Source organism: Pectinatus sottacetonis, from assembly GCF_015732155.1.
Lineage (GTDB): Bacteria > Bacillota > Negativicutes > Selenomonadales > Selenomonadaceae > Pectinatus > Pectinatus sottacetonis.
The window spans coordinates 556,173-580,299 of the sequence record NZ_WIQK01000001.1 but is presented as its reverse complement, the minus strand read 5'-3'; the positions used below and the strand labels follow the sequence as shown (position 1 = coordinate 580,299).

The window sequence follows — 24,127 nt, the reverse complement described above, 5'->3', positions numbered from 1 at the left end:
ATAAAAAATATAATTGGAAGTGTTTTAAAGGAATTTTTTCTGGTAAAGTATAATATATATACAATATAAAACTACAATAATAGGAGGACAGTAAATTATGAAAAAAATTATTAATAATCCGGATAATGTAGTAGAAGAAATGTTGAAAGGCATGGCATTGTCACATCCCCAATATTTGAAAAAACTTGAAAATTTTGACGTTTTAGTAAGAACAAATAAGAAAGATGGTAAAGTTGCTGTAGTAAGTGGTGGCGGTAGTGGACATGAACCCGCTCACGCAGGATTTATTGGAAAAGGAATGCTTGATGCAGCAGTTGCTGGGGCGGTATTTACCTCACCTACACCCGATCAGATTTATGAAGCAATAAAAACAGTTAATACAGGAAAAGGTGTTTTGCTTGTAATTAAAAATTACAGTGGTGATGTTATGAATTTTGAAATGGCTGCTGAAATGGCTGCTGCTGATGGGATTTCCGTTGAAAAAGTCATAACTAACGATGATGTTGCAGTGGAAAACAGTACATGGACAACTGGCAGACGAGGAATAGCGGGGACAATTTTTGTTCACAAAATTGCTGGAGCTAAGGCCGAACAAGGTGAATCTCTTCAGGCAGTAAAGAGTATTGCCGAAAAAGTTATTAGTAATGTTCGATCTATGGGAATGGCGCTTTCCTCTTGTACTATTCCAGCTGCTGGCAAACCGAGTTTTACATTGGCAGAAAATGAAATGGAAATTGGTATAGGAATACATGGAGAACCGGGAACACATCGTGAAAAAATAAGAACCGCTGATGAAATAGCAGCACAGCTTCTGGATAAAATTTTAGCGGAAAATATTTATGGGAATAAGGATCAAGTGGCTGTTCTTATCAATGGACTAGGTGCTACACCATTAATGGAACTTTATATATTAAGTGGCAAAGTGCAGGCAATGTTAGGAGAAAGAGGTATAAGAATTGTAAAAACTTTTGTAGGAAATTATATGACTTCACTGGAAATGGCAGGATGTTCAATAAGTCTACTTAAACTCGATAAAGAATTGAAAGAGTTATTACTAGCTCCTGCAGATACACCAGCATTAGTGCAATTTTAATATATTATGCTGAGAATGTCCTTGCTTCTAGAGCAATGAAATGGTAATCACCACGAAGAAAATGTAAAACTGTGAAATATATAAAGTTTTATGGTAATAGTCATATAGAATAAAAAATTCCCACCTAATAAATAAACGCTAGAGCAGAAAGTATATTGCCACGTTCGTTTCATAAACAAGATAATTGTTCTTAAATAAGAAATGTTAGTTTATAAGTCAGCGACCTCACATAACAGTTGGCTATTCATAAGACATTTTAACAGATTAGCTTTAATGCTACATTTTTTAAGCTGCTTAGCTAAATATCTTTTATGTAGCAGTAATGCCAATTTTCTAAGGCTGTTTAAAGTTTTTTGCCCATTTTCAGATATAATAGAGCACTCATCTTCCGAAAAGGTTACATCTAACAGCCAATGCATGCTTTCAATTTTCCAATGTTCACGGCAAATATGTAAAAGCTCTTTGGCATCTGTATCCTTACTTGTTATATAATAACCAGTTTCATTACTGGTTCCACGGTTCGTTGTTGTAATACGCTTAACTGCAAATATTGAACTCAGTCCTGCCCATTCTTTATATCCATTCAGCCATTTAATATCTGAACATTTTTTGCAGATGCGTTTCTCAATTCTTCCTCCATTTTTTTCAACTGTCGTATAAGAATCTAATGTTTTGCTATCGAATTCTTCATCAAAGAAAAATTTAACATCATCGTGCAATGTCTTTTGGTTTTCCTTAAGCCCAAAAACGTAATTGCCATGCTTGGCTATAATTTTCTTGCAGGTTTCTTTTTGACAATGCATCGCATCAGCCGTTACTGTCTTGTCCTTAATGTTTAGATTATCCAATAGCTGCTGGAATACAGGAATCTCGTTCGTCTTTTCATGTATAGATTTTTGCCCTAAAACGATGCCGCTTTGTGTTAAATATACAGTTAATATTTGCAGTGCTGAATGCGGTGTACCTTTTTTAGAGGTACTACGGATTGCCTTCCCGTCTACAGCAATAACATCGCCCAAGTCACAGTATGCTGCATCATGCATTATTTCAATAATTACACTGGCTACTTTATCTGCGTCCATCATATTTAATATACGGCTGAAAGTAGCTTTAGAAGGGATTTTAGTGATATTAAATTTCTTTTTTAAAAATTTTGCATTGCTTTGTGCATAAGTTGTTATATCTGCCAGTTCATCTAATCCACACAATACGGCACACATTATTATAATAAGTATATCTGTTAAACTATGTTCTACATAGCTTGAATGTCTGTTATCTTCTATTATTGCAAATTTTTCTTTGATATAATCCATTTTTTCACCTATACTTTTTTACTTTGGATTATATCATTTATTTCCTTTTTTTGTTAATATTTATTTTCCGGTTTATGAAACGAACGTGGTATATTGCTTGATAGTGTGGACAATCAGTAAAGGGATGTGGATATTGATGGCAAGTATAAGGGAAGCTGTAAGAGTTGTAAGTAAAGCTGTTATTGCTAAGAAAATATTATTGACGGATCTTGATCAAGCTATTGGTGATGGAGATCATGGAATAAATATGGCGCGTGGTTTTGAAAGTGTTTTAAAAAAAATTGATTTGTTAGAGGAAAATACGGATGCTGCATTGATTTTAAAAACTGTTGGTATGGGTTTGATTTCTAGCGTTGGTGGAGCAGCTGGTCCTTTGTATGGTACGGCATTTTTACGCGCTTCGGCTGTATGTAAAAATAAAAGTGAAATTGATTTAGCAACGGCACAGGCAATGCTGGATGCAGCTATTAAGGGAATTCAAGACCGAGGAAAAGCGCAAAAAGGAGAAAAAACGATGCTGGATGCGCTTATTCCTGCTTCCGAAGCTTTTTCAGCAGGTACTAAGAATAAGAAAAATATACTTCAATGCTTAAATGATGCTGTTAAGGCAGCACAAAAAGGTGTAGAATATACGAAAACAATTATTGCAACTAAGGGAAGAGCCAGTTACCTTGCAGAACGAAGCATAGGACATGAAGATCCTGGAGCAGTTTCATCTGCTATTATGTTGGAGGCACTTTATAATTATTTGAAATAAAAAGGGATGATGGGATGGTAGGCATAGTAATAGTTTCACATAGTATTAAAATTGCTGAAGGAATAAAAGAATTGGCATCTCAAATGGCGGCTGGCGATCAGTCTATATTTGCAGTCGGTGGAACAGAAACAGGGGAAATAGGAACAGATCCTGTACGCATTCAGGAAACTATTGAAAAAGCTGATCAGGGAGAGGGAATTGTAGTTTTTGCTGATCTTGGAAGTGCAATAATGAGCATAGGAGTAGCTAAAGAAATGCTTAATCCTACATTAGCTAAACGTGTATATTTAGCTAATGCACCCATTGTCGAAGGAGTAGTCGCAGCTGCCGTTGAAGCATCTTTAGGTAGTTCCTGTGAGAAAGTATTGCAGACAGCACAAGATGCAAATAAAATGGATAAATCATTATGAAGAAAATTAGTAGATAACAATATATATTAGGAAGGAAAAGTGTAATGAAAAAATTATTGGTTTACAAATGTAATATTTGCGGTTATGTTTTAGAAGTTATAGATGTAGGTAAAAGAAAGCTTATTGAAAGTGGTTCTGGTTATACAAGAAGTCTTACTGTAGCTGATGCAAAATTAATCTGCTGTGGCAAAGAAATGAGCCTTCTGGAAGCAAATTCAGTGGATGCTTCTAATGAAAAGCATGTGCCCGTTATTGAATTTATAGGAGATAAAATAGTAGTAAGGGTTGGCAGTGTAGAGCATCCAATGATACCGGAACATTATATAAAATGGATAGCAATTTTGTATAATTCAAGGATACAGCGCATAGAATTAGAACCAGGTGATAAACCGGAAGCTGTTTTTTGTGTTGGTGACATCGCAAATGTTAAGGCTTATGCATACTGTAATTTGCATGGCTTATGGACTAGCGGAAAGAATAGATAATATATTAAGTAATATTTCTTATGTTTTATATAATATCAGTATATAGATACACGTTCGTTTCATAAACCGGAAAATAAATATTAACAAAAAAAGGAAATAAATGATATAATCCAAAGTAAAAAAGTATAGGTGAAAAAATGGATTATATCAAAGAAAAATTTGCAATAATAGAAGATAACAGACATTCAAGCTATGTAGAACATAGTTTAACAGATATACTTATTATAATAATGTGTGCCGTATTGTGTGGATTAGATGAACTGGCAGATATAACAACTTATGCACAAAGCAATGCAAAATTTTTAAAAAAGAAATTTAATATCACTAAAATCCCTTCTAAAGCTACTTTCAGCCGTATATTAAATATGATGGACGCAGATAAAGTAGCCAGTGTAATTATTGAAATAATGCATGATGCAGCATACTGTGACTTGGGCGATGTTATTGCTGTAGACGGGAAGGCAATCCGTAGTACCTCTAAAAAAGGTACACCGCATTCAGCACTGCAAATATTAACTGTATATTTAACACAAAGCGGCATCGTTTTAGGGCAAAAATCTATACATGAAAAGACGAACGAGATTCCTGTATTCCAGCAGCTATTGGATAATCTAAACATTAAGGACAAGACAGTAACGGCTGATGCGATGCATTGTCAAAAAGAAACCTGCAAGAAAATTATAGCCAAGCATGGCAATTACGTTTTTGGGCTTAAGGAAAACCAAAAGACATTGCACGATGATGTTAAATTTTTCTTTGATGAAGAATTCGATAGCAAAACATTAGATTCTTATACGACAGTTGAAAAAAATGGAGGAAGAATTGAGAAACGCATCTGCAAAAAATGTTCAGATATTAAATGGCTGAATGGATATAAAGAATGGGCAGGACTGAGTTCAATATTTGCAGTTAAGCGTATTACAACAACGAACCGTGGAACCAGTAATGAAACTGGTTATTATATAACAAGTAAGGATACAGATGCCAAAGAGCTTTTACATATTTGCCGTGAACATTGGAAAATTGAAAGCATGCATTGGCTGTTAGATGTAACCTTTTCGGAAGATGAGTGCTCTATTATATCTGAAAATGGGCAAAAAACTTTAAACAGCCTTAGAAAATTGGCATTACTGCTACATAAAAGATATTTAGCTAAGCAGCTTAAAAAATGTAGCATTAAAGCTAATCTGTTAAAATGTCTTATGAATAGCCAACTGTTATGTGAGGTCGCTGACTTATAAACTAACATTTCTTATTTAAGAACAATTATCTTGTTTATGAAACGAACGTGTATATAGATATAAGGGGTATTGCTTTTTTTATAATTAGGTTTATTTTTGCAGTATTAAATCATTGGAAGCATAGAATATTAAACATAATACAATTATAGGTAAATAGGCTTTTCCTTGACTAACAAAATAAATAGGGCTTATAATAAACGCATATAAAGCAATATTATTATATTATATTAATAGTATGTTTAGGAGGTCTAATATGGAAAAATATAATTCTATCTGGGACATGTACCAAAAAAAAGGCATCAGTCGCCGCAGTTTTATTAAAACATGTACGGCAATGACGGCACTGCTGGGATTGGCACCGGCGATGTTGCCTAAGGTAGTTGAAGCAGCAGAAAAAAGACTACCAGTGGTTATATGGCTGCACGGACATGAATGTACGGGATGCAGTGAATCTTTTTTGCGTTCTACGGCACCAATGGCGTCTGATGTAATACTTAATATGATTGCCCTGGAATATGATGATACGTTGGGGGCGGCCTCAGGAGAACCATTTGAGCATCATCTTCAGGAAGTAATGAAGAATTATAAAGGAAAATATATTTTAGCTGTAGAAGGGGCTGCTCCGCCTGATCCCAAAGGTGGCTTTTGTATGGTTGGTGGAAAACCGTTTGTCGATCAGCTTAAAGAAGCAGCTGAAGGGGCAGCTGCAATAATTGCTTATGGTACATGTGCCACATGGGGTGGAATCCAGGCAGCTCGTCCTAATCCGACACAAGCTGTATCTGTCAATGAAATTATAAAAAACAAACCAGTTATAAATGTTCCAGGTTGTCCTCCTATTCCAGAAGTTATGACGGGGGTTATTGCCCATTATGCAATGTTTGGCAATTTACCGCCGCTTGATAATAGAAATTGTCCAAAACAATTTTTTGGTAATCGTATACATGACACTTGTTACCGTAGACCATTTTTTGATGCAGGAATGTTTGCTAATGATTTTAATGATGCAGGAGCAAAAGCCGGCTGGTGCTTATATAAACTTGGCTGTAGAGGCCCAGAAACATATGCATCATGTGGTAATATGAGGTGGTGGAATGGATTATCGTATCCTATTCAATCAGGTCATGGCTGTATTGGTTGTACCAGCAAGGATTTTTGGGATAATGATCCTTTTTATCAAAGACTTCCTGAAGTAGCAGGACTCGGGTTGGGAAATATAGATAAAATAGGGGCAGCGGTTACTGGTGGTTTAGCCATAGGAATAACAGCTCATTTGGCTACATCAGCTGTCCAAAAGAAAAAACGTGATCACAAAGAATTAGAAGAAATAAAGAGAAAAGAAGAAGAAAAAGAACGGGAAAATAGAGGAAAGGACTGATTTTATAAATGAAAAGAGTTATAGTTGATCCTGTTACTCGAATAGAAGGTCATTTGCGTTTAGAAGTTGAGGTTGATGAAGGAACAGGGAAGGTAAAAGATGCTTTGTCAAGCGGTACGGCATGGCGGGGTATTGAAACTGTAGTAAAAAATCGTGATCCCCGTGATGCATGGGCTTTTGTCCAAAGAATATGCGGTGTATGTACGAGTGCTCATGCATTAGTAGCAGTACGTGCGGTTGAAGATGCCCTGGGAATAAAAATTCCTAAAAATGCACACTATGTAAGAAATATTATGGCGGGAGCAATATTAGTACATGATCATATAGTTCATTTTTATCATCTGCATGCACTTGACTGGGTTAGTCCTATTGAAGCATTAAAAGCTAATCCTGTTGCTACGGCTTCGTTGCAAAATGCTGTTCTGGATAATTATACAATACCGGTAAAAGGGCCGGATGGTTTTGATTTTAGTGCCTATCCCAAGGTATCTCCCAAGGGGACAGCAGCTTATTATAAAAATATTCAAAGTAAAATAAAAGAATTGGTGGATACTAATCAGCTGGGAATATTTGCGGCTAACTGGTGGGATCATCCTGCATATAAAATATTACCGCCAGAAGTACATTTAATGGGAATTGCACATTACCTGGAAATGCTTGACAAACAACGCGAAATAGTTACACCTCATGTCGTATTTGGCGGAAAAAATCCACATCCTCATTATGTAGTTGGTGGAATGTCATGTGCTATCTCCATGAATGAAATGAATGCGCCTATTAATAGTCAGCGTCTGGCCAGAGTAGAAAAAGCAATAGATTCGACTATTAATATGACTAATCAGTTTTATGTGCCTGATGTAATGGCTATAGCACATATTCATGCTCAGCATGGCAGTGCCTTAGATGGAGGTGGATTATCAAAAGTACGTGTATTGGGGTTTGGTTCATATCCAGATGAACCATTTGTGTCGCATCGGGATTTTGCATCGGCAGCATTAGTCCGCTGTGATGGAGTTGTAGAAAATTTTGCACAGGGAATAGACAATGCTGCGTATATTCCATTAACAGGTAAAGATCTTGAGGATAGTGTAGTTATAACTGAAAGTGCAAAGCATGCATGGTATAAAGATAATGAAGCTCTTCATCCATGGAAGGGAAAAACAAATCCTGATTATACAGGTGATAAAAATGGTAGTAAGGAAAAATGGGATGAGCTTGATAAAGATAAAAAGTATTCATGGATTAAAACACCCAAATGGCGGGGAAAAGTTTGTGAAGTAGGTCCACTGGCAAGATATATAATAGTTTATACTAAGATAAAAAAAGGTATTATAAAACCGACATGGGCTGAGCAGATCATGATGGACCAAATTGCTAAAGTGTCAAATGTTTTAAATTTGTCGCCGGAAAAATGGCTTCCGTCTACTGCCGGTCGTACTATGGCACGTGCTCTTGATGCACAGCTGGCAGCTATAATGGAGAAATATTTCTTTGATAAATTAGTAAAAAATATTGGTACAGGGGATACTAATATTGCCAATACCCTGAAATGGGATCCCTCGTCATGGACTGATGGAGAATTTAAAGGTGTAGGGCTTTTTGAAGCACCACGCGGCGCTTTGTCACATTGGATTGTCATTAAAAATAAAAAGGTAAAAAATTATCAGGCTGTTGTCCCTACAACATGGAATGCATGTCCACGTGATGATAAGGCTGGAAACGGTGCTTATGAAATGTCAATGATTGATACGCAACTGCAGATTCCTGATAAACCGCTTGAAATTGTCAGGGCAATAAGATCTTTTGATCCATGTCTGGCTTGTGCAGCACATGTGTATGACAGTAAGAAGAAAACGCTTAGCATGGTTGATACTGATCCATATATAGGAGGGAGTGGTAAAGCATGACAGTTAAGGAAAGAGATTTTTTGGAAACATATATCCCCGAAGGCAAGCAGGTGCATTTGTCGCGGTATTATATCTTCAGTCCATTTTTACGGATTTTTCATTGGACAATGGTTGTTTGTATAGTTATTTTATTTGCAACAGGAATAGTTATTATGACACCTATGTCAATGGGGGAGGGACAGTATGTTGCGCTCAATGAATGGCATTTGTCAGTCGATTGGATAAGAAATCTCCACTTCCTCGCAGGTTTTATTTTGACAGCAGCATTTTTATTCAGAATATATGGTTATATAATAAATAAAGGAGATAGACTTTTACCAAATTTTTTCAAAATGAAATTTTGGGATGATTTAGTTGAAGTAATGCTGCATTATTGTTTGCTGAAATATTCACATAAGCAGTTTTTGCGTAATCCAATGGCACGTATGTCTTATCTGGCAATATATGGCTTGATATTTGTGGAAATGCTTACAGGTTTTGCTATGTATTTTCAAGTTAATCCTACAGGAGTAGGGGCAACTATTTTTGGTTGGTTGACAATCCCTTATGGAGAAATGGCCTTACATGTTGTCCATCATGTTGTTGCATGGGGGATTTTCCTATTTGCTGCTATCCACGTATATATGGTTGTCCGGGCTGACTTTATGGAACGTGAAGGAGAAATATCAAGCATGATTTCGGGAACAAAAGTTTTAGCACATTTGCCAGATGATATTAATGATATCAGGGATAAAAGCGGGCGGATAATAAAAGGTTGAACCATAAAGAAGATTATTGTAAGTGTGAAAGTTATTATCAGGCAGGACATGATTTTATGTTTTGCAGGGAAATCTGTCAGCACAGCTATGTGAAATAAAAGGGGCTGTCACATGAATGACATTAACCTCATAAAGATGCAATCTATCACCGCTATGCGGTTTCCCAGTTTTTGAAGGAAAGATGTGTTTGTTTTATGAGTAAAAATGCTCATGTGTGACAGCTTTTTGTTTAGAAATAATAGGAGAAAAAATGCATGAAATGGCAATGGCACAGGGCGTCATGGAAATAGTAGAAGATTATGCCCATAGGAGTAATGCGAAAAAGGTCTGTACTATATCACTGCTCATAGGAGAAATGGCCGGAGTAGTTTTTGAGTCATTGGAATTTTGTTTTTCGGCATTAGCAAAAGGGACTATTGCTGAAGATGCTGAAATAAAATTGAAGAAAGTTCCACTTGTAGGTCATTGTAACAACTGTGGTTGGCAGGGACATATTGAAAATTATAATTTTTTCTGTCCTGAATGCGGTTCAGCTAAAGTCGATATTATTTCAGGGCGGGAATTACGTGTTGAATATTTGGAGGTAGACTGATGGAAGTACCTGTAATGGAAAATATTTTAAGCAGCAATGACAAAAAAGCTGCGGAAAATAAGAAAATTTTTGCTAAAAATAAAATATTTGCGCTGAATTTAATTGGTTCTCCTGGAGCAGGTAAAACTTCATTATTAGAAAAAACTATTGATGTTTTAAGTGATCAAGTAAAAATGGCAGTTATTGAGGGAGATTTATTTACTAATAAGGATGCTGACCGCATAGCCAAATATAATGTGCCAGTTATTCAGATAAACACGAGCGGCGGTTGCCATCTTGATGCCATGATGGTAGCAAAAGTGCTGCCACAATTAGATTTATCCGAGTTAGATCTTGTTATAATTGAAAATGTGGGGAACTTAGTCTGCCCGGCAGAGTTTAATATCGGAGAAGATACAAAGGCAGTAGTATTGAGTATTACTGAAGGTGATGATAAACCGCTTAAATATCCACTTATATTTAAAGAAGCAGCTGTGGCGGTATTAAATAAAGTTGATATATTAAAGTTCACTAACTTTGATATGGTTTCAGCGCGGCATGATATTAATTGTTTAAATCCCGGAGTAACAATATTAGAAACATCTTGTCAGACTGGCAGGGGTATAAATGAATGGTGCAGCTGGATTAAGGAAAGAATAAATTCAAAGAAAAATGGATGTAACAATAATGGATGATATAACAGTACTAGGTGTAGGAAATACGATCATGCAGGACGATGGTTTCGGAGTGCATGTAATAGAAAAAATGCAGGAAATGAAGTGGCCTGATAATATAAAATTCCTTGACGGAGGAACATTAGGGATGGGGCTTCTGCCATATTTAGAGGGAACTACCAGACTGCTTATAGTTGATGCAATAAGTGCTGATGGTAAGGCCGGTGATTTTTTTTCTTTTGCAGGAGAAGAAGTTAATGCATATTTTTCCCATAAGATTTCAGTACATGATTTAGGTTTGAATGATTTACTGGCTGCATTATCAATAACTAATAAACCAATAAAAGAAACAATTATCATGGGAGTAAAACCAGCAGTAGTTGATTTAGGTGTAAGTATGACGAAAAATATAGAAGCTAAAATTGATGAAACGGTGGAGAAAATAATTATCCAGTTAAAAAAATGGCATGTACAGCCAATCATATAACGGAAAATAATTATGATAAAAAGATTAGCGATACGTGTCAAGGGAATAGTACAAGGCGTAGGTTTTCGTCCTTTTATTTATCGACTGGCTTATAAATATGGTATACATGGATTCGTTTTTAACGATGGCGAGGGAGTATTCATTGAAGCACAGGGAGAAAACGCCAAATTGGAACAATTTGTGGCTGTCCTTAAAAATGAATTGCCACCAGCGGCAGTAATAAATGAGCTTATTATTAGAGAAACACAATTAGAAAAAGACAATGAAGAATTTGTTATAAAAAAAAGTCCGGCAACTAAAAAACATGAAACTTATATTTCACCGGATTTGGCAATATGCCCAGATTGTCAGCAGGAAATAAGAAATAAAAACAACAGAAGATACCATTATCCTTTTACTAATTGTACTAATTGTGGTCCGCGGTTCTCGATAGTAAAAGATATTCCGTATGATCGTGAAAATACGACAATGAAAAAATTTGTTATGTGCGAGCAATGTCAGAAAGAATATGATGATCCATCTGACAGACGTTTTCATGCTCAGCCCAATGCCTGTGGTAAATGCGGACCACGTTATGAGTTGCAGGATAATACGGGACGATTGATTACTGCTGATAACGAAACAATGCTTCGGCAGGCACACCAGCTTATAAAACAGGGCCAGATTATTGCACTAAAAGGAATTGGTGGCTATCATCTCGTCTGTGATGCCTGTAATAAAAATGCGGTTGATATACTGCGGCACAGGAAAAAACGTTTTGACAAGGCACTGGCCGTAATGGCTGGGAGTATACAGGCAGCGGAGAAAATATGTGAAATAAGCAGACTGGAAAAAAATTTATTGCTTAGCCCGGCAGCACCCATAGTATTATTGAAGAAAAAAAAGAAATATAATTTGCCTGAAGTGATAGCCCCAGGTACTCAATTTCTTGGTGTTATGCAACCATATGCACCTATTCACTGCCTGCTATTGCAATCTGATGATATATTTGTAATGACTAGTGCTAATATAAGTGAAGAACCAATAGCTTATTTAAATGCTGATGCGCAGAAAAGATTATGTAGTTTGGCAGATTATTTTTTAATACATGACCGTGATATAAATATGCGTATTGACGATTCTGTTATACGCGTCATGGAAAAGGCTGTTTTTTATATAAGGCGCAGCAGGGGATTTGCACCATCTCCCATAAAAATTTCAAACAGCAGCAAAGAAATATTGGCAGTAGGAAGCCAGTTAAAAAACACTTTTTGTCTGTTTAAAAATGACAAAGCATTTTTAAGTCATCATATAGGTGATTTAGAAAATAAAGCAGCTAATGATGCTTATAAAGAGGCTATTATCCATTATGAAAAAATTTTTGCCATAAAACCGCAGATTGTTGCCTGCGACATGCATCCGGAATATTTTTCTACTAAATATGCTGAATCGCTGAATTTACCGCTTGTTAAAGTACAGCATCATCATGCCCACATTGCTTCAGTTTTGGCAGAAAATAATATAACTACTAAGGTAATAGGAATAGCACTGGATGGAACAGGCTATGGTGATGACGGCTGCTTATGGGGTGGTGAATTTTTCATATGTGACTGCAAGGAATATAAACGGGCCGGCCATTTTTCCTATATCCCATTGCCTGGCGGCAGTATGGCAATAAAAGAACCATGGCGGCCGGCGGTATATGTTATGGATACCTTGTATGGTAAAAATGCCCAGAAGCAAAAATGCGGCTTATGGGGTGTTACACCGGCTAATTGGCAGTTGGCAGTACAAATAGCCAGAAAGAATTTTAATTCACCATTATCTTCTAGTGCAGGACGCTTATTTGATATAGCGGCGGCTATTCTTGGAATAAGAGGCAAAATAAATTATGAGGGACAGGCCGCAGTAGAATTAGAACAAATAGCTGCAAAAAGCAGTGGGAAAATACTTCCTTATGATATAAAACATGATAATGGGATGTATGTATTAGATTTTCTGCCAGTTTTTAAGTGCCTGGTTGAAAATAATAGAAATATTGCAGAAAAGGCAGCTGATTTTCATGTGACTATGGCTGTTGCAATTAAAGAAATGACAGAACGTTTGAAAGAGCTGACAGGGATAAATAAAATTGTTTTATCAGGTGGTGTATGTCAGAATAAAGTATTATTGGAATTGATATTGGAATTATTGCAAACAGAGTTTATTATTTATATAAATCGGAAAGTTCCTGCTAATGATGGCGGTTTATCATTTGGACAGGCAGCAGTAGCAGCGAATATAATAAATGACATTTGATATTAAAGGGAGAAGAGATTAAGATGTGTCTTGCTGTTCCGGCAAAAATAATAGAAAAAAACAACATGATGGCAACAGTAGATGTTGAGGGAATAAAGAGGCAGATCAGCCTTATGCTTCTGCCTGATGCACAAACGGGTGATTTTGTGCTGATGCATGCAGGGTTCGCTATTCAGCTTATAGATAAACAAGAGGCGGAAATTACAACGCAGCTCCTAAAAGAGGTATCTTTAGATGACGCCTGAAGAAAGTAGAAAAGCGGCAGAATTTTTTTTGCGGAAGATAGATGAATATATTGATCATCCAGTAAGATTTATGGAAGTTTGCGGAACCCATACAGTAGCAATATTTCGTTCAGGCATAAGACAGCTTCTGCCGGAAAAGGTAGAGTTGGTAAGTGGTCCGGGATGCCCTGTATGTGTTACACCGAATGATTATATGGATATGGCTATTGCCTATGCCAAAGAGGAAAATAATATTATTGCTACTTTCGGGGATATGCTAAAAGTTCCTGGGACAACATCAAGTTTGATTGAAGCAAATACGCGGGGGGCGGATATAAGAATCATTTATTCGCCACTTGATGCTTTACAGATGGCCAGAGATAATCCGTCAAGAAATATTATTTTTTTGGGAGTAGGTTTTGAAACTACAGCACCATTAACTGCGGCTACTATACAGGCAGCAAGACAGGAGAATATTAAAAATTTTTTTGTTTTGACCTCACATAAATGGACCGATGCACCAGTTAAAGCATTACTTAGTGATGATAAAGTTAATGTGGATGGATTTTTACTTCCGGGACATGTATGTGTTATTACTGGAGAGGGTCCATTTTCTTTTGTGGCAGAAAAATATAAAAAATCAGCAGTTGTTACTGGTTTTGAAGCTCTGGATATATTACAGGCCGTATATATGCTGGCAAAACAAATTCATGAAAAACGAGCAGAGATAGAAAATGCTTATAAACGTGTAGTTAAATATAATGGAAATATTATTGCCCAGAAAGCTATAATGGAAGTATTTGATAAAACAGCAGCAACTTGGCGTGGTTTTGGTTTAATAGAACAGTCGGGTATGTCTATTAAGGATGAATATAGTGAATATGATGCATTAAAATGTATAAAAGGGGATAAGGAAATATCAAAAGAAAATCCCGCCTGCTGTTGTGGTGATGTATTGCGGGGAATAATAAAACCACCGCAGTGTCCTTTATTTAAAAAAATCTGTACACCGGATAAACCAGCAGGAGCATGTATGGTTTCAGTGGAAGGAGCATGCCATGCATGGTATAAATATGGGCAGGGGAGATATCACTATGGAAGATAAGTTTATAACATTGGCACATGGGGCCGGTGGGTTAAAAAGCCGCGAATTAGTTGAAGATATAATGCTGCCGGCATTTGATAATGATTATTTGCGGCAAATGCATGACGGAGCAAAAATAACCATACAAAACAATATTGCGTTTACTACTGATTCTTATGTAGTACAGCCCTTGTTTTTTAATGGTGGTAATATAGGAAAATTGGCAGTCTGCGGTACTGTTAATGATTTAGCGGTAACAGGAGCTGTTCCTAAGTATATATCCGTGGGAATGATAAATCGAGTAGGAGGTCACTCATTAATTGAATGACCGACCTCTCACACCACCGTACTTACTGTTCAGTATACGGCGGTTCAATAATTTAACGTGAATGAAACATCTCATATTTCTTGGCTATATTCATATAACCAAGCGACTCAAGATATTTATCTGTTAGTGTTTTGCCTAATATTGGACTGTTTGCGATGCGCCAGTACCCCAGTCTTGTATTGGCATACTCCCACGCCTTGCCTTTGTACAATCCTAATCGATTCAGATTTTTAAATCTCGCGGAAATTTTCTTCCACTGTTTCCACAGATACATTCTCAATCTACGCCTAATCCACTGGTTTAAATCTTGTATTCTGCTGCGCATATCGCTTATGGAAAAGTAATTAAGCCAGCCTATTGTATAATTTTTTAATTCAAGCAAGATGCTTTCTATTGACCGGCCGCGACTGCGGCCGGTTATTTCTTTCACCTTTTGCTTGAATTTCCGGATTACATTTTGGTGTGGCCTGATTCCTATTTTCCCTACTACTTTGTGCAGAGAAAATCCTAAAAACTTTTCCCGCAATGGGCTGCCTATTTTACTTTTCTTCCGGTTGACTTTTAGTTTCAGTTTTCCTTCAAGATAGTTTATACAGCTCTCCATTACACGTTTTGCCGCTCTTGGCGTTTTTACATAGATGTTACAGTCATCGGCGTATCTTACAAATTTATGTCCCCTGCTTTCTAGCAGTTTGTCAAATTTTGTAAGATAGATGTTAGACAGTAATGGTGACAGGTTTCCTCCCTGCGGCGTTCCTGCCATTGTCGGGCTTATTATTCCGCCTTCCATTACTCCGCTCTTTAAATATTTTCGGATGAGTGCTATTGCGCGCTCATCCTGTATTTCTTCTCGGAGCATGTTTATGAGCATGTCATGATTTACCGTGTCAAAGTACTGTGCAAGGTCAAGGTCCACTATTTTAGTGTATCCTTCTTTATAATAGGCTTCCGCCTGTTTTATGGCCAGGTGCGCACTCTTTCCCGGTCTGAATCCATAACTGTTGTCTGAGAATGTCTGTTCGAAAATTGGCTGTAGTACCTGCATTATTGCTTGTTGTATTACTCTGTCCAGTACTGTTGGTATGCCAAGCTTTCTTTTCCCTCCGTCTGGCTTAGGTATTTCTACCCGCCGTACCGGCTGTGGTTTATATTTCCCGTTCTTTAGCGATTCAAGGAATTCTTCCTTATGTTCTTTTAACCATCCGTACATTTCGTCAACTTTCATGCCATCTACTCCGGCTGCGCCTTTCTTTCGCTTTACCCTGAGATAGGCTTCATTGAGATTTGCCGGACTTAGGATTATTTCTAACAGGTTCACACGGTTCTTTGTTGCAGTTCCCAGCGATGTCATGCTCTGCGCTCCCTTGCTACTATCTGTTTCCAACATACCCTTACAAGGGCAGTCCATTTTATTGGTTTTCTGCTTTCTTTGCATGACTTCTCCTCCCTCTGCCCAAGAACGCTATTATTGTTCGGTCCTTCCTGGATTTCTTCCAGTACTATGACCTCAGCTGACTTCTCACGATAAATCTTATTTCAACCATGTTTCAATTTTATTTCTGCATGTCCGCGAGACCTCCCCGGGTAAGAACGCAGTCTTTCTCTCCATCCATCTGCCACATTTACAGGATTGGCCTCGAATAGTTTTGGGCTTTGGTTTGTCTAGCAACCTTACCCGGTTACTCCTGCCTTATATGTGATTTCTGTTCGTCAGACCAGAGATTTGCCGCTGGCTTCCTTTAGATTCCACCTCGCGATGGACACCCTTGCCTTAAGCTATGTGCTTGGCACTATTAACCTGCACTCGGGACTTTCACCCGTTAGACTGCGCCCATGCCGGGCACACTAGAAGAAGGATTTCCTGTAAAGGATTTACAGAAAATCGTTAATACGATGCATGATGCAGCGCAGGAAGCTGAAATATATATTGTTACTGGAGATACAAAAGTAGTTGATAAAAACCATGGCGATGGTATTTTTATCAATACAGCGGGAATAGGAGAAATAATAACGGGCAGTAATATTGCGCCGCAAAATGTAAAAGAGGATATGGATGTAATAATAAGTGGTAATATAGGTGATCATGCCGCCTGTATTATGGCAGCAAGGCATAGCCTTGCTCTGCCGGATACACTGAAAAGTGATTGTGCACCGTTAAATAAGCTTATTTATAAAATACTGCACGCTGTTCCGGATATAGCAGTAATGCGAGATGCTACCCGGGGTGGGACGGCAGCAGTATTAAATGAGATAGCGGCTCAATCTGCGACAGGCATTATTATTGATGAAGCTGAACTTCCCGTAAGAAAAGAAGTAGCAGGATTTTGTGATATATTGGGATTTGATCCGTTGTATTTGGCAAATGAGGGAAAGTTTGTTGTTTTTGCTGCTAAAAAAGATACGGATAAAATATTGAAAATAATGCATGAAGATAAATATGGCAGAGATGCTTGTGTAATAGGTAAAACTAACAGCCAGTCACCAGGAGAAGTAGGGCTGCATACAATAATAGGCGGCATACGGATAATTGATATGCCATCTGGAGAGCAGATCCCCAGGATTTGTTAAAATAAAAGGTCCGTTTAATTGAAAAGTTAAAATTTAAAACAAGGTTATTGATAAAACTATATTTCATTTTATCAATAACCTTGTTTTATTATACATACATAATTATTTTTTTAGGAATATTTTATAGATCCCAGTTCGTAAATAGTTAAATTTAAATCAACTTTTTTCTCCATGAATATTTGAAGAATAGGAGTTGATTCATGCTGGGGATAATAAGTCCATGTAGCGGCAGAATATCCTTTTTGGGCATATAATTCCATTATTGATTTGTCAATAAATAAATCAATAACAAGACCACTGGTTTTATGAACAGGCAAATAACGCTTTCCTTTGCCGCCCAGCAGCATATTGCTGCGGTCTATGCATATTTCCTGGGTGTCTTTTTTATAGGAAATTATGATAGCTTCATTACCAAAACCCAGAGTTAATGAAAAAGTATCAGTATCAGTTGGCAGTATTTCAAAATGTATTTCACAGGCTGCTGGTAAAATACCGGAAAAATTGTTTGTTTTTCCCTGATAAGTTATTTTCTTTTTGCGAAGTTTTTGTAGTTCTACCACAGGATATTGATATAAACGATTGTTTTTATAATGAAGCTGGCGGGGAAGAGTAAGCGAAAACAGCCAGCCATTTTCGCTGCTAGGATAGTCTTTTTCCTGCTCAGGCATACCGACCCAGCCGAATAATATAGATCTTTTTTCTTCTGATAGAACTTGCGGAGCATAAAAATCAAAGCCATTATCAAGCTCCGTAAATTTCCCATGTGACAGTGTGCTGACATTATTATTGAGCTTACCAGCAATATAGCCACTTTGATAAAGATTATTATATTGATGACCGCTGCTTTTTAAACCTTGTGGACAAAACAATAAAATATCATTGCCGTTTAGTGTTATTAAATTAGGACATTCCCACATATAACCAAAATTGTCATAATTAGTTTGTAATTCTCCGGTGAAGGTCCACTCTCCTGTAAGCTGTTCCCGGTAGATCAAAGTACAGCCTGTCAAATTACTGCGCTGTGCTCCTAGGATAATGTAGTTTTTATTACGTTTTTTAAATATATATGGATCGCGAAAATGAGCAGTATAATTTGGTGGTTGATGAGGAATTATAATTTTTTCTTTAGAAAAAGTGCCATCAGAATTTTTTTTGACTAATATCTGACAGGAGGAACGGGCATTACGTCGATTTTTTACATTACCAGTGTAAATTAAATATAAATTATCATTTTTTACATAAGCACTGCCGGAATAACAGCCATCTTTGTCAAATGAATCAATGGGAGCTAAAGCTAATTGGGGAATACTGTAGTTTAAGAAATCCCTTGTGCGAATATATCCCCAATGCTTAAATTTATGTTCGCAGTTGAAGGGATTCCATTGATAAAATATATGATATTCATTATTGAAAAAACATAGTCCGTTGGGATCATTTACAAGGCCAAATGGCATTTCAATGTGGAAATTATTTCTCCAGATGTCATTTTTAGCTCTACTTTTTTGCCAAATTGTTAATAGGTCATTATTATTTATTGTTTTCATAAAATCACCTGAATTCATTTTACTGCGATGTTTTTTAGTCAGATAACAGAATAATTATGTACTTTCTCTTATTAATAATTTGAAATCATCTTCAAAATAAGAAGAAAATGTTTCTCCGGAAAGTCTTTTGAATGTAAAAAAAGCTATTTTTCTGCCTAGAGCTTTAAAATTAAAGAAGATACTGGTAAGTGATGGTGAGGAAACTTCTCCCATGGAATAACCGCCAAAGCCTGCTAAGGCGATTTTTTGCGGGACGTTTATTTTATTTTGATGCAGATATTTTAAAAAACCTAAAGCAATATTATCCGTTGCTCCGACAACAACTGACGGAGTATAGCTCATTATTTTGTCACCCTGTGCATAAGCTTGTTCAAAACTGAAATCAGTGTGAATAAGAATAACTTTATTTTTAAAGGCCTTGATAAAACCGTTGCGGCGCTCAATTCCTACAGCTTTATCGGAATCAGGAACACCAAGATATACACATGTTTTAAAGCCTTTTTGCCGAAGATATTCTCCCAAGATGCTGCCGGCCTTTTTGTCGTTGAATTTTATACAAGACAATCTTTTATCATACTGTCCAGCAAAAACTATAGGTGTAGAATATTGATGGACTATTTCTATTTGTTTTTCTGTAATTCCAATAGAAATCACAATGATGGCATCTACACCTTGTTCATTAAATTGATGGATCGCACGAATTTCTTTTTCATGATCAAGATCACTGGTTATAATAATAGCCTGATAGGATTGTTCATTTAATATTTGTGTTATACCGGCCAGCATTTGTCCTACAGCATAAGAATCAATACGCGGCAGGACAATACCAATAAGCCGGCTGTATTTTGTTTTTAGGCGTGAAGCAAAAAAGTTTGACTTGAAACCAGTATCTCTTATTAACTGGCTGATAATAGCCGACTTTTTCTCACTTATATAACCGTTATTTAAGTAGCGGGAGACAGTACTTTTAGAAACACCGGCCATTTTAGCAATATCACTGATAGTTACCTTTTTTGCCATAATTTGTAAATCTATTCCTCTGGTTTAAAAAATATAATAGTAAGGCCAAATCCAACTATAAGGCCTATAGCATTAACTAATAAATATTGGGGCAGCTGGTGCATATATAAAAGAGTTCCAGGAATAACTGTAATACCCATCCCTGTTCCTGCAAGATGCATCCAACTTGCAGCCATTCCAGATAAAGCTCCGCCTGCCAGACCACAGATAAAAGGTTTGATGAAACGTAGATTTATGCCAAAAATAGCTGGTTCAGTAATGCCCAAAAAGGCGGGAATTACTGAAGAAATATATAAAGAACGCTTTTTAGGATTTTTAGTACGTATGGCTACTGCTAGAGCCGCACCACCCTGAGCAATTACAGCACCGGTTATTATTGCGTTGAACATATCCTTGCCAGTAGAACTCAATAATTCTATTTCCAATGCATTAAAAATTTGATGCACGCCGCTTACAACTATTACCTGCTGTAAACCGCCTACAACAAAACCACCTATGCCATAAGGCAATTCTAGAAACATGCGTACAGCGTTAAAAATAAATAATTCAATATGGTGCATCACAGGCCCAATAATAAGTATACCTAAAATCATGGAAATAAACAATGTTAAAAAGGGTGTAAGAATAAGGTCGAGAACATCAGGAATGATTTTTTTCAGACCAAGCTGCAGTTTAGATGCAAAAATTCCTAATATCAATGCAGGAAGTACAGAACCTTGATAACCAATTACCGGAATAGATGCTCCAAATATATTGAGCATTAATGGTTGGCTGGAGCCATTAGCTACTAAATAAGAATTCGGTAGCTGCGGGGCAACTAGCATAAGCCCTAAAACAATACCTATAACTGGGGTACCACCAAATTTTTTCATGGCCGACCATGTTACGAGAGCTGGCAGAAAAGCAAATGCCGTATCAGTCAAAATTTGTGACATCAGCATAAAATGAGGACTGAATTTAACGCCTAGGCTGATAAGGGTACCGCGTAGTCCCATAAATAGTCCTGTAGCCACTAGTACAGGGATTATTGGCACAAAAATATCACCTAAAATACGTGAAGCTTTTTGAAGTAAAGTCATATCAGCATAGGCAGTGTCTTTATTGTTGCTTTGGGATAATGAGTCAGAACCGCGGATTATTACTGCATAGACCTTATTAACAAAGCCGGTTCCCAGAATTATCTGGTATTGGGCTGCAGCAAAGAACTGTCCTTTTATGCCGTCGATATTTTCTATAGCCTTTTCATTTATTTTTGTTTTGTCTTTTAATATTAGTCTAAGACGTGTTGCACAGTGTTCTACGGACCGGATATTTTCTTTTCCACCAATATTAGCGAGAATTTCCCCGGCAACACGTTCGTCAGCTGAAAGTTCAGCATGTTTTGCAGAAGATACAATATTATTAGGTGGAGAAGGAATAATAGTATTAATATCATCTTTTATTATAACAGAATTTTCCTCATCTTTTACAGAAATATGAGAAAATTTATCAGCATTAGTAATTATAACTGGTGTTGTCACATCATAACCATTCTTTTTCAATAAATCAATATCGAATTCAAGCAGAAGATCCCCCTTTTTTATGTTATCTCCCTGCTTAACGTAAGTTTTGAATCCTTCTCCCTTCGTATTAACCGTGTCAATTCCGATATGAATCAAGAGTTCAGCATCATTGTTCTTTCCTGTCAAACCTATAGCATGCTTAGTAGCAAAAAGTACACTTATTGTTGCATCAAATGGTGCGTAAACTTTGCCTTCAAGTGGTTTTATAGCAATACCAGGTCCCATGGAGCCACTGCTGAATCCGGGATCTTCAACATCACTTAGATTAATAATACTGCCTTTTATTGGCAGCATAAAAGATAAGTTTTTCATATTGTGCAAATCCTTTCTAAAAATAGAAAATTGTTTATATTATAATCATTTATGGAACCAATTCCATAAATGATTATAAATTAAAAAGAGAAAAATAGCAATAATAATGTAGTTTATTTTATATTAATTTTAGATAAAAAAATATTGAGGCAAAATAATTCTATTCGCCTCAATATTTTAGTAACAATTACTAATACTAAATCATATTCATTTTATAAGCAGCATAAAGGGTTTTTAATTCTTCAACTTTATCATACATTTCGATCTGCAGACCAGAAGCTGTAGCAAAATCATTTTCATTCAGAGCTTTTATCAATAAGGTAAATAAAGATTTTTCGTCAATACTGTCTTTAGCAAGATAACAACGCATACTGTTAATTTTGTTCCAATTATAAGAATCCTGGTCAGTAACATAATTAGATTTTATTTCCTGGCATGCGCTTACTATAGCGCGATTTTCTGGAATTATACGACTGATAAGTTCTGTTTTCCAGCGAATGAGTTCGCCAGCAACAAAAGCATCAATTATTTGGTCACGCAAAGCACCGCTAGCAGTAATAACAGAACGTTTTTCCGGATAATTTTTCAATGCCTGCATGTTTTCCCATACAGTAGCAGGTGGTACAGAGAAGAGATGATCACGCTCTTCTTGGGTATAATCTTCAAATACATCGTTTTCACTGCGATATGCGCGGTCTTTTTCTAAATAACCAGCAGATGAACCAGCTTCTTTTGAAAGTTCAGAAACAAGTTCAGTGGTAGTTTTTGTAATAGAATATTTAACACCATCTAAAATAGCTGAATAAATAGCTGACAATGCGATATATGTATTTGTATATGGGTTGCAGGCGCGTAATTCAAAACGCGTAGCCATAGGGCTGTTTATATCACGAACAAGGCCGGCTAGTATAGTACGGTTACGTGAAGGAATTTTAGGATCATGCCCAAGTGATGTAACTATACATACAGGTGCTTCAAATCCTGGCTTAAGACGATTGAGTGAATCATTTGTAGAAGAAACGAATGGATTGATTACTTCATAATTTTTCAAAAGTCCCATTATTGCACCATAACCTATGGAACTCATGAAATCTTTTGTCATTTCCTTGGGCGAGAATAAGTTTATTATTTTACCACTTTTTAGTTTAGCAGCCATACCTATATGAGTATGTTCTCCATTACCAGCCAGACCAATCATGGGTTTTGCCTTAAAGTTAACTTCAAGTCCATTAGCGCGAAATACTTCTTTAGCAATGGTACGGACGAGTAATTCATTATCTGCGGCTTGTACAGCATTAGCAAATTTCCAGTCAATTTCGATTTGTTCACAAACATGGTTCATATGACCTGATGAATCCATGTGTCCTTTCATGCCGCCAACTTCTTTATGACCCATTTCTGGTTCCAAACCGTAGTCTTCCATGGCTAGAATTGTTTCTTCCAGCGCGGAACGAACTGCCCCACGGGTACGCTGCCAATATTGTTCCTGCATGACCTGGGATGCACTCATTTCGGAAATGTCAGCTTCACTTAATGGTGTTTTTACCCAAAATTCAAGTTCAGTGGCAGAAGTAAAGAGAATATCTTCCACATCACTGCTTTTAATATGTTCAAGGCCAGAAACTGTTTCGTTTTGTGCAAATAGGCCAAGAAGTTCTTTTTTGACATAAGAAAGAGTATCAGTAAGAACAGCACGAGAATCAACACGCTTACCTTCATGAATAAGAAATGCTGGGATGCGGAGTGTACCAATAGGTTTATCTAATTCAGCATCATAATGTTCCATATTATAATCAATAAACCAATTAACAGATGGATCTACTGGCATATCAACTTTGGCATTATTTAAGGTAGCAATATTAGTTAAAACTACAGAAGAACCATCTGTCTGAACTGCTGATCCCTCATAAAATTTGTCTATATCATCCAGAAAAATCTGCATAGGTATTTTTTCATCAGTATCATTACCAGCAAGGTCAATACCGACTAATGAAACAAATTTAATTTCAGGGTGTTCTTTCAATTTGCACAGAATATCTTCTTTTTTAGAATTCGCAGGGATAACGAAAAGTAAATCGTCCATAAGAAAACCACCTTTATATTTTAGAAATTAAGCAATAAAAAAACCATATGA

At 36.7% G+C, this 24,127-nt stretch carries 21 protein-coding genes and 1 pseudogene; 16 read left to right on the top strand and 6 right to left on the bottom strand.

Features of this window, described 5'->3' with window-relative positions; all coding sequences use genetic code 11:
* Positions 1 to 97 precede the first annotated feature (97 nt).
* Positions 98 to 1,093, top strand: coding sequence for a dihydroxyacetone kinase subunit DhaK (gene dhaK, locus I6760_RS02690; protein WP_196592976.1), 996 nt, complete (start codon positions 98 to 100; stop codon positions 1,091 to 1,093).
* A 209-nt stretch (positions 1,094 to 1,302) separates the two neighbouring features.
* On the opposite strand, the gene I6760_RS02685 is transcribed toward dhaK, so the two are convergent.
* Positions 1,303 to 2,406 carry an ISAs1 family transposase gene (locus tag I6760_RS02685; RefSeq protein ID WP_196592972.1) on the bottom strand — a complete coding sequence of 368 codons (1,104 nt, stop codon included), beginning with the start codon at positions 2,404 to 2,406 and terminating at the stop codon, positions 1,303 to 1,305.
* 133 nt (positions 2,407 to 2,539) lie between these two features.
* Here I6760_RS02685 and dhaL point away from each other — a divergent pair, with 133 nt between their 5' ends.
* From dhaL to I6760_RS02615, 14 genes and pseudogenes are all read left to right on the top strand, one after another.
* Entirely contained in the window at positions 2,540 to 3,163 is a 624-nt protein-coding gene (dhaL, locus tag I6760_RS02680) for a dihydroxyacetone kinase subunit DhaL (protein WP_407947292.1), read from the top strand.
* Between the two features lie 14 nt (positions 3,164 to 3,177).
* Positions 3,178 to 3,573, top strand: a complete 396-nt coding sequence (gene dhaM / locus I6760_RS02675) for a dihydroxyacetone kinase phosphoryl donor subunit DhaM (RefSeq protein ID WP_196592974.1) — start codon at positions 3,178 to 3,180, stop codon at positions 3,571 to 3,573.
* Positions 3,574 to 3,617: 44 nt separating this feature from the next.
* Entirely contained in the window at positions 3,618 to 4,058 is a 441-nt protein-coding gene (locus tag I6760_RS02670; RefSeq protein WP_196592973.1) for a desulfoferrodoxin family protein, read from the top strand.
* 137 nt (positions 4,059 to 4,195) lie between these two features.
* Positions 4,196 to 5,299 (top strand): ISAs1 family transposase, encoded by a 1,104-nt coding sequence (locus I6760_RS02665; RefSeq protein ID WP_196592972.1) that lies wholly within the window; start codon positions 4,196 to 4,198, stop codon positions 5,297 to 5,299.
* A gap of 253 nt (positions 5,300 to 5,552) precedes the next feature.
* Positions 5,553 to 6,677 (top strand): hydrogenase small subunit, encoded by a 1,125-nt coding sequence (locus I6760_RS02660; RefSeq protein ID WP_196592971.1) that lies wholly within the window; start codon positions 5,553 to 5,555, stop codon positions 6,675 to 6,677.
* A gap of 8 nt (positions 6,678 to 6,685) precedes the next feature.
* Positions 6,686 to 8,584, top strand: a complete 1,899-nt coding sequence (locus tag I6760_RS02655) for a nickel-dependent hydrogenase large subunit (protein ID WP_196592970.1) — start codon at positions 6,686 to 6,688, stop codon at positions 8,582 to 8,584.
* Positions 8,581 to 9,342: a Ni/Fe-hydrogenase, b-type cytochrome subunit gene (cybH, locus tag I6760_RS02650; protein WP_196592969.1), complete on the top strand. Its 762-nt coding sequence runs from the start codon at positions 8,581 to 8,583 to the stop codon at positions 9,340 to 9,342. Before I6760_RS02655 ends, cybH begins: the two co-directional genes overlap by 4 nt.
* A 250-nt stretch (positions 9,343 to 9,592) precedes the next feature.
* On the top strand, positions 9,593 to 9,934 hold the full coding sequence (gene hypA, locus I6760_RS02645) for a hydrogenase maturation nickel metallochaperone HypA (RefSeq protein ID WP_196592968.1): 342 nt from the start codon (positions 9,593 to 9,595) through the stop codon (positions 9,932 to 9,934).
* A complete protein-coding gene (hypB, locus tag I6760_RS02640) occupies positions 9,934 to 10,608 on the top strand; it encodes a hydrogenase nickel incorporation protein HypB (RefSeq protein ID WP_196592967.1) in 675 nt (224 codons plus the stop codon). Before hypA ends, hypB begins: the two co-directional genes overlap by 1 nt.
* The gene (locus tag I6760_RS02635; RefSeq protein WP_231036058.1) at positions 10,586 to 11,074 is read left to right on the top strand and encodes a HyaD/HybD family hydrogenase maturation endopeptidase; all 489 of its coding nucleotides are present in this window, start codon (positions 10,586 to 10,588) and stop codon (positions 11,072 to 11,074) included. Before hypB ends, I6760_RS02635 begins: the two co-directional genes overlap by 23 nt.
* A 12-nt stretch (positions 11,075 to 11,086) precedes the next feature.
* A complete protein-coding gene (gene hypF / locus I6760_RS02630; RefSeq protein ID WP_196592966.1) occupies positions 11,087 to 13,351 on the top strand; it encodes a carbamoyltransferase HypF in 2,265 nt (754 codons plus the stop codon).
* 23 nt (positions 13,352 to 13,374) lie between these two features.
* Positions 13,375 to 13,596, top strand: coding sequence for a HypC/HybG/HupF family hydrogenase formation chaperone (locus I6760_RS02625; protein ID WP_196594732.1), 222 nt, complete (start codon positions 13,375 to 13,377; stop codon positions 13,594 to 13,596).
* Complete coding sequence (gene hypD, locus I6760_RS02620) at positions 13,586 to 14,680, top strand: hydrogenase formation protein HypD (protein WP_196592965.1); 1,095 nt, start codon at positions 13,586 to 13,588, stop codon at positions 14,678 to 14,680. Before I6760_RS02625 ends, hypD begins: the two co-directional genes overlap by 11 nt.
* A pseudogene (locus I6760_RS02615) lies at positions 14,670 to 14,966 on the top strand (AIR synthase related protein); the annotation flags it as partial. The gene hypD and the pseudogene I6760_RS02615, both read left to right, overlap by 11 nt.
* A 73-nt stretch (positions 14,967 to 15,039) precedes the next feature.
* Here the strand turns inward: I6760_RS02615 and ltrA are convergent.
* Complete coding sequence (gene ltrA, locus I6760_RS02610; protein WP_231036020.1) at positions 15,040 to 16,422, bottom strand: group II intron reverse transcriptase/maturase; 1,383 nt, start codon at positions 16,420 to 16,422, stop codon at positions 15,040 to 15,042.
* Positions 16,423 to 16,820: 398 nt separating this feature from the next.
* Here ltrA and hypE point away from each other — a divergent pair, with 398 nt between their 5' ends.
* Positions 16,821 to 17,555, top strand: coding sequence for a hydrogenase expression/formation protein HypE (gene hypE / locus I6760_RS02605; RefSeq protein WP_196592963.1), 735 nt, complete (start codon positions 16,821 to 16,823; stop codon positions 17,553 to 17,555).
* A gap of 110 nt (positions 17,556 to 17,665) precedes the next feature.
* On the opposite strand, the gene I6760_RS02600 is transcribed toward hypE, so the two are convergent.
* From I6760_RS02600 to I6760_RS02585, 4 genes are all read right to left on the bottom strand, one after another.
* Positions 17,666 to 19,099: a sucrose-6-phosphate hydrolase gene (locus tag I6760_RS02600; RefSeq protein WP_196592962.1), complete on the bottom strand. Its 1,434-nt coding sequence runs from the start codon at positions 19,097 to 19,099 to the stop codon at positions 17,666 to 17,668.
* A gap of 54 nt (positions 19,100 to 19,153) precedes the next feature.
* Positions 19,154 to 20,119 (bottom strand): LacI family DNA-binding transcriptional regulator, encoded by a 966-nt coding sequence (locus I6760_RS02595; protein ID WP_196592961.1) that lies wholly within the window; start codon positions 20,117 to 20,119, stop codon positions 19,154 to 19,156.
* An 11-nt stretch (positions 20,120 to 20,130) separates the two neighbouring features.
* Positions 20,131 to 21,993 carry a glucose PTS transporter subunit IIA gene (locus tag I6760_RS02590; RefSeq protein WP_196592960.1) on the bottom strand — a complete coding sequence of 621 codons (1,863 nt, stop codon included), beginning with the start codon at positions 21,991 to 21,993 and terminating at the stop codon, positions 20,131 to 20,133.
* 196 nt (positions 21,994 to 22,189) lie between these two features.
* On the bottom strand, positions 22,190 to 24,076 hold the full coding sequence (locus I6760_RS02585) for a glutamine synthetase (RefSeq protein ID WP_196592959.1): 1,887 nt from the start codon (positions 24,074 to 24,076) through the stop codon (positions 22,190 to 22,192).
* Between the last annotated feature and the right edge of the window lie 51 nt (positions 24,077 to 24,127).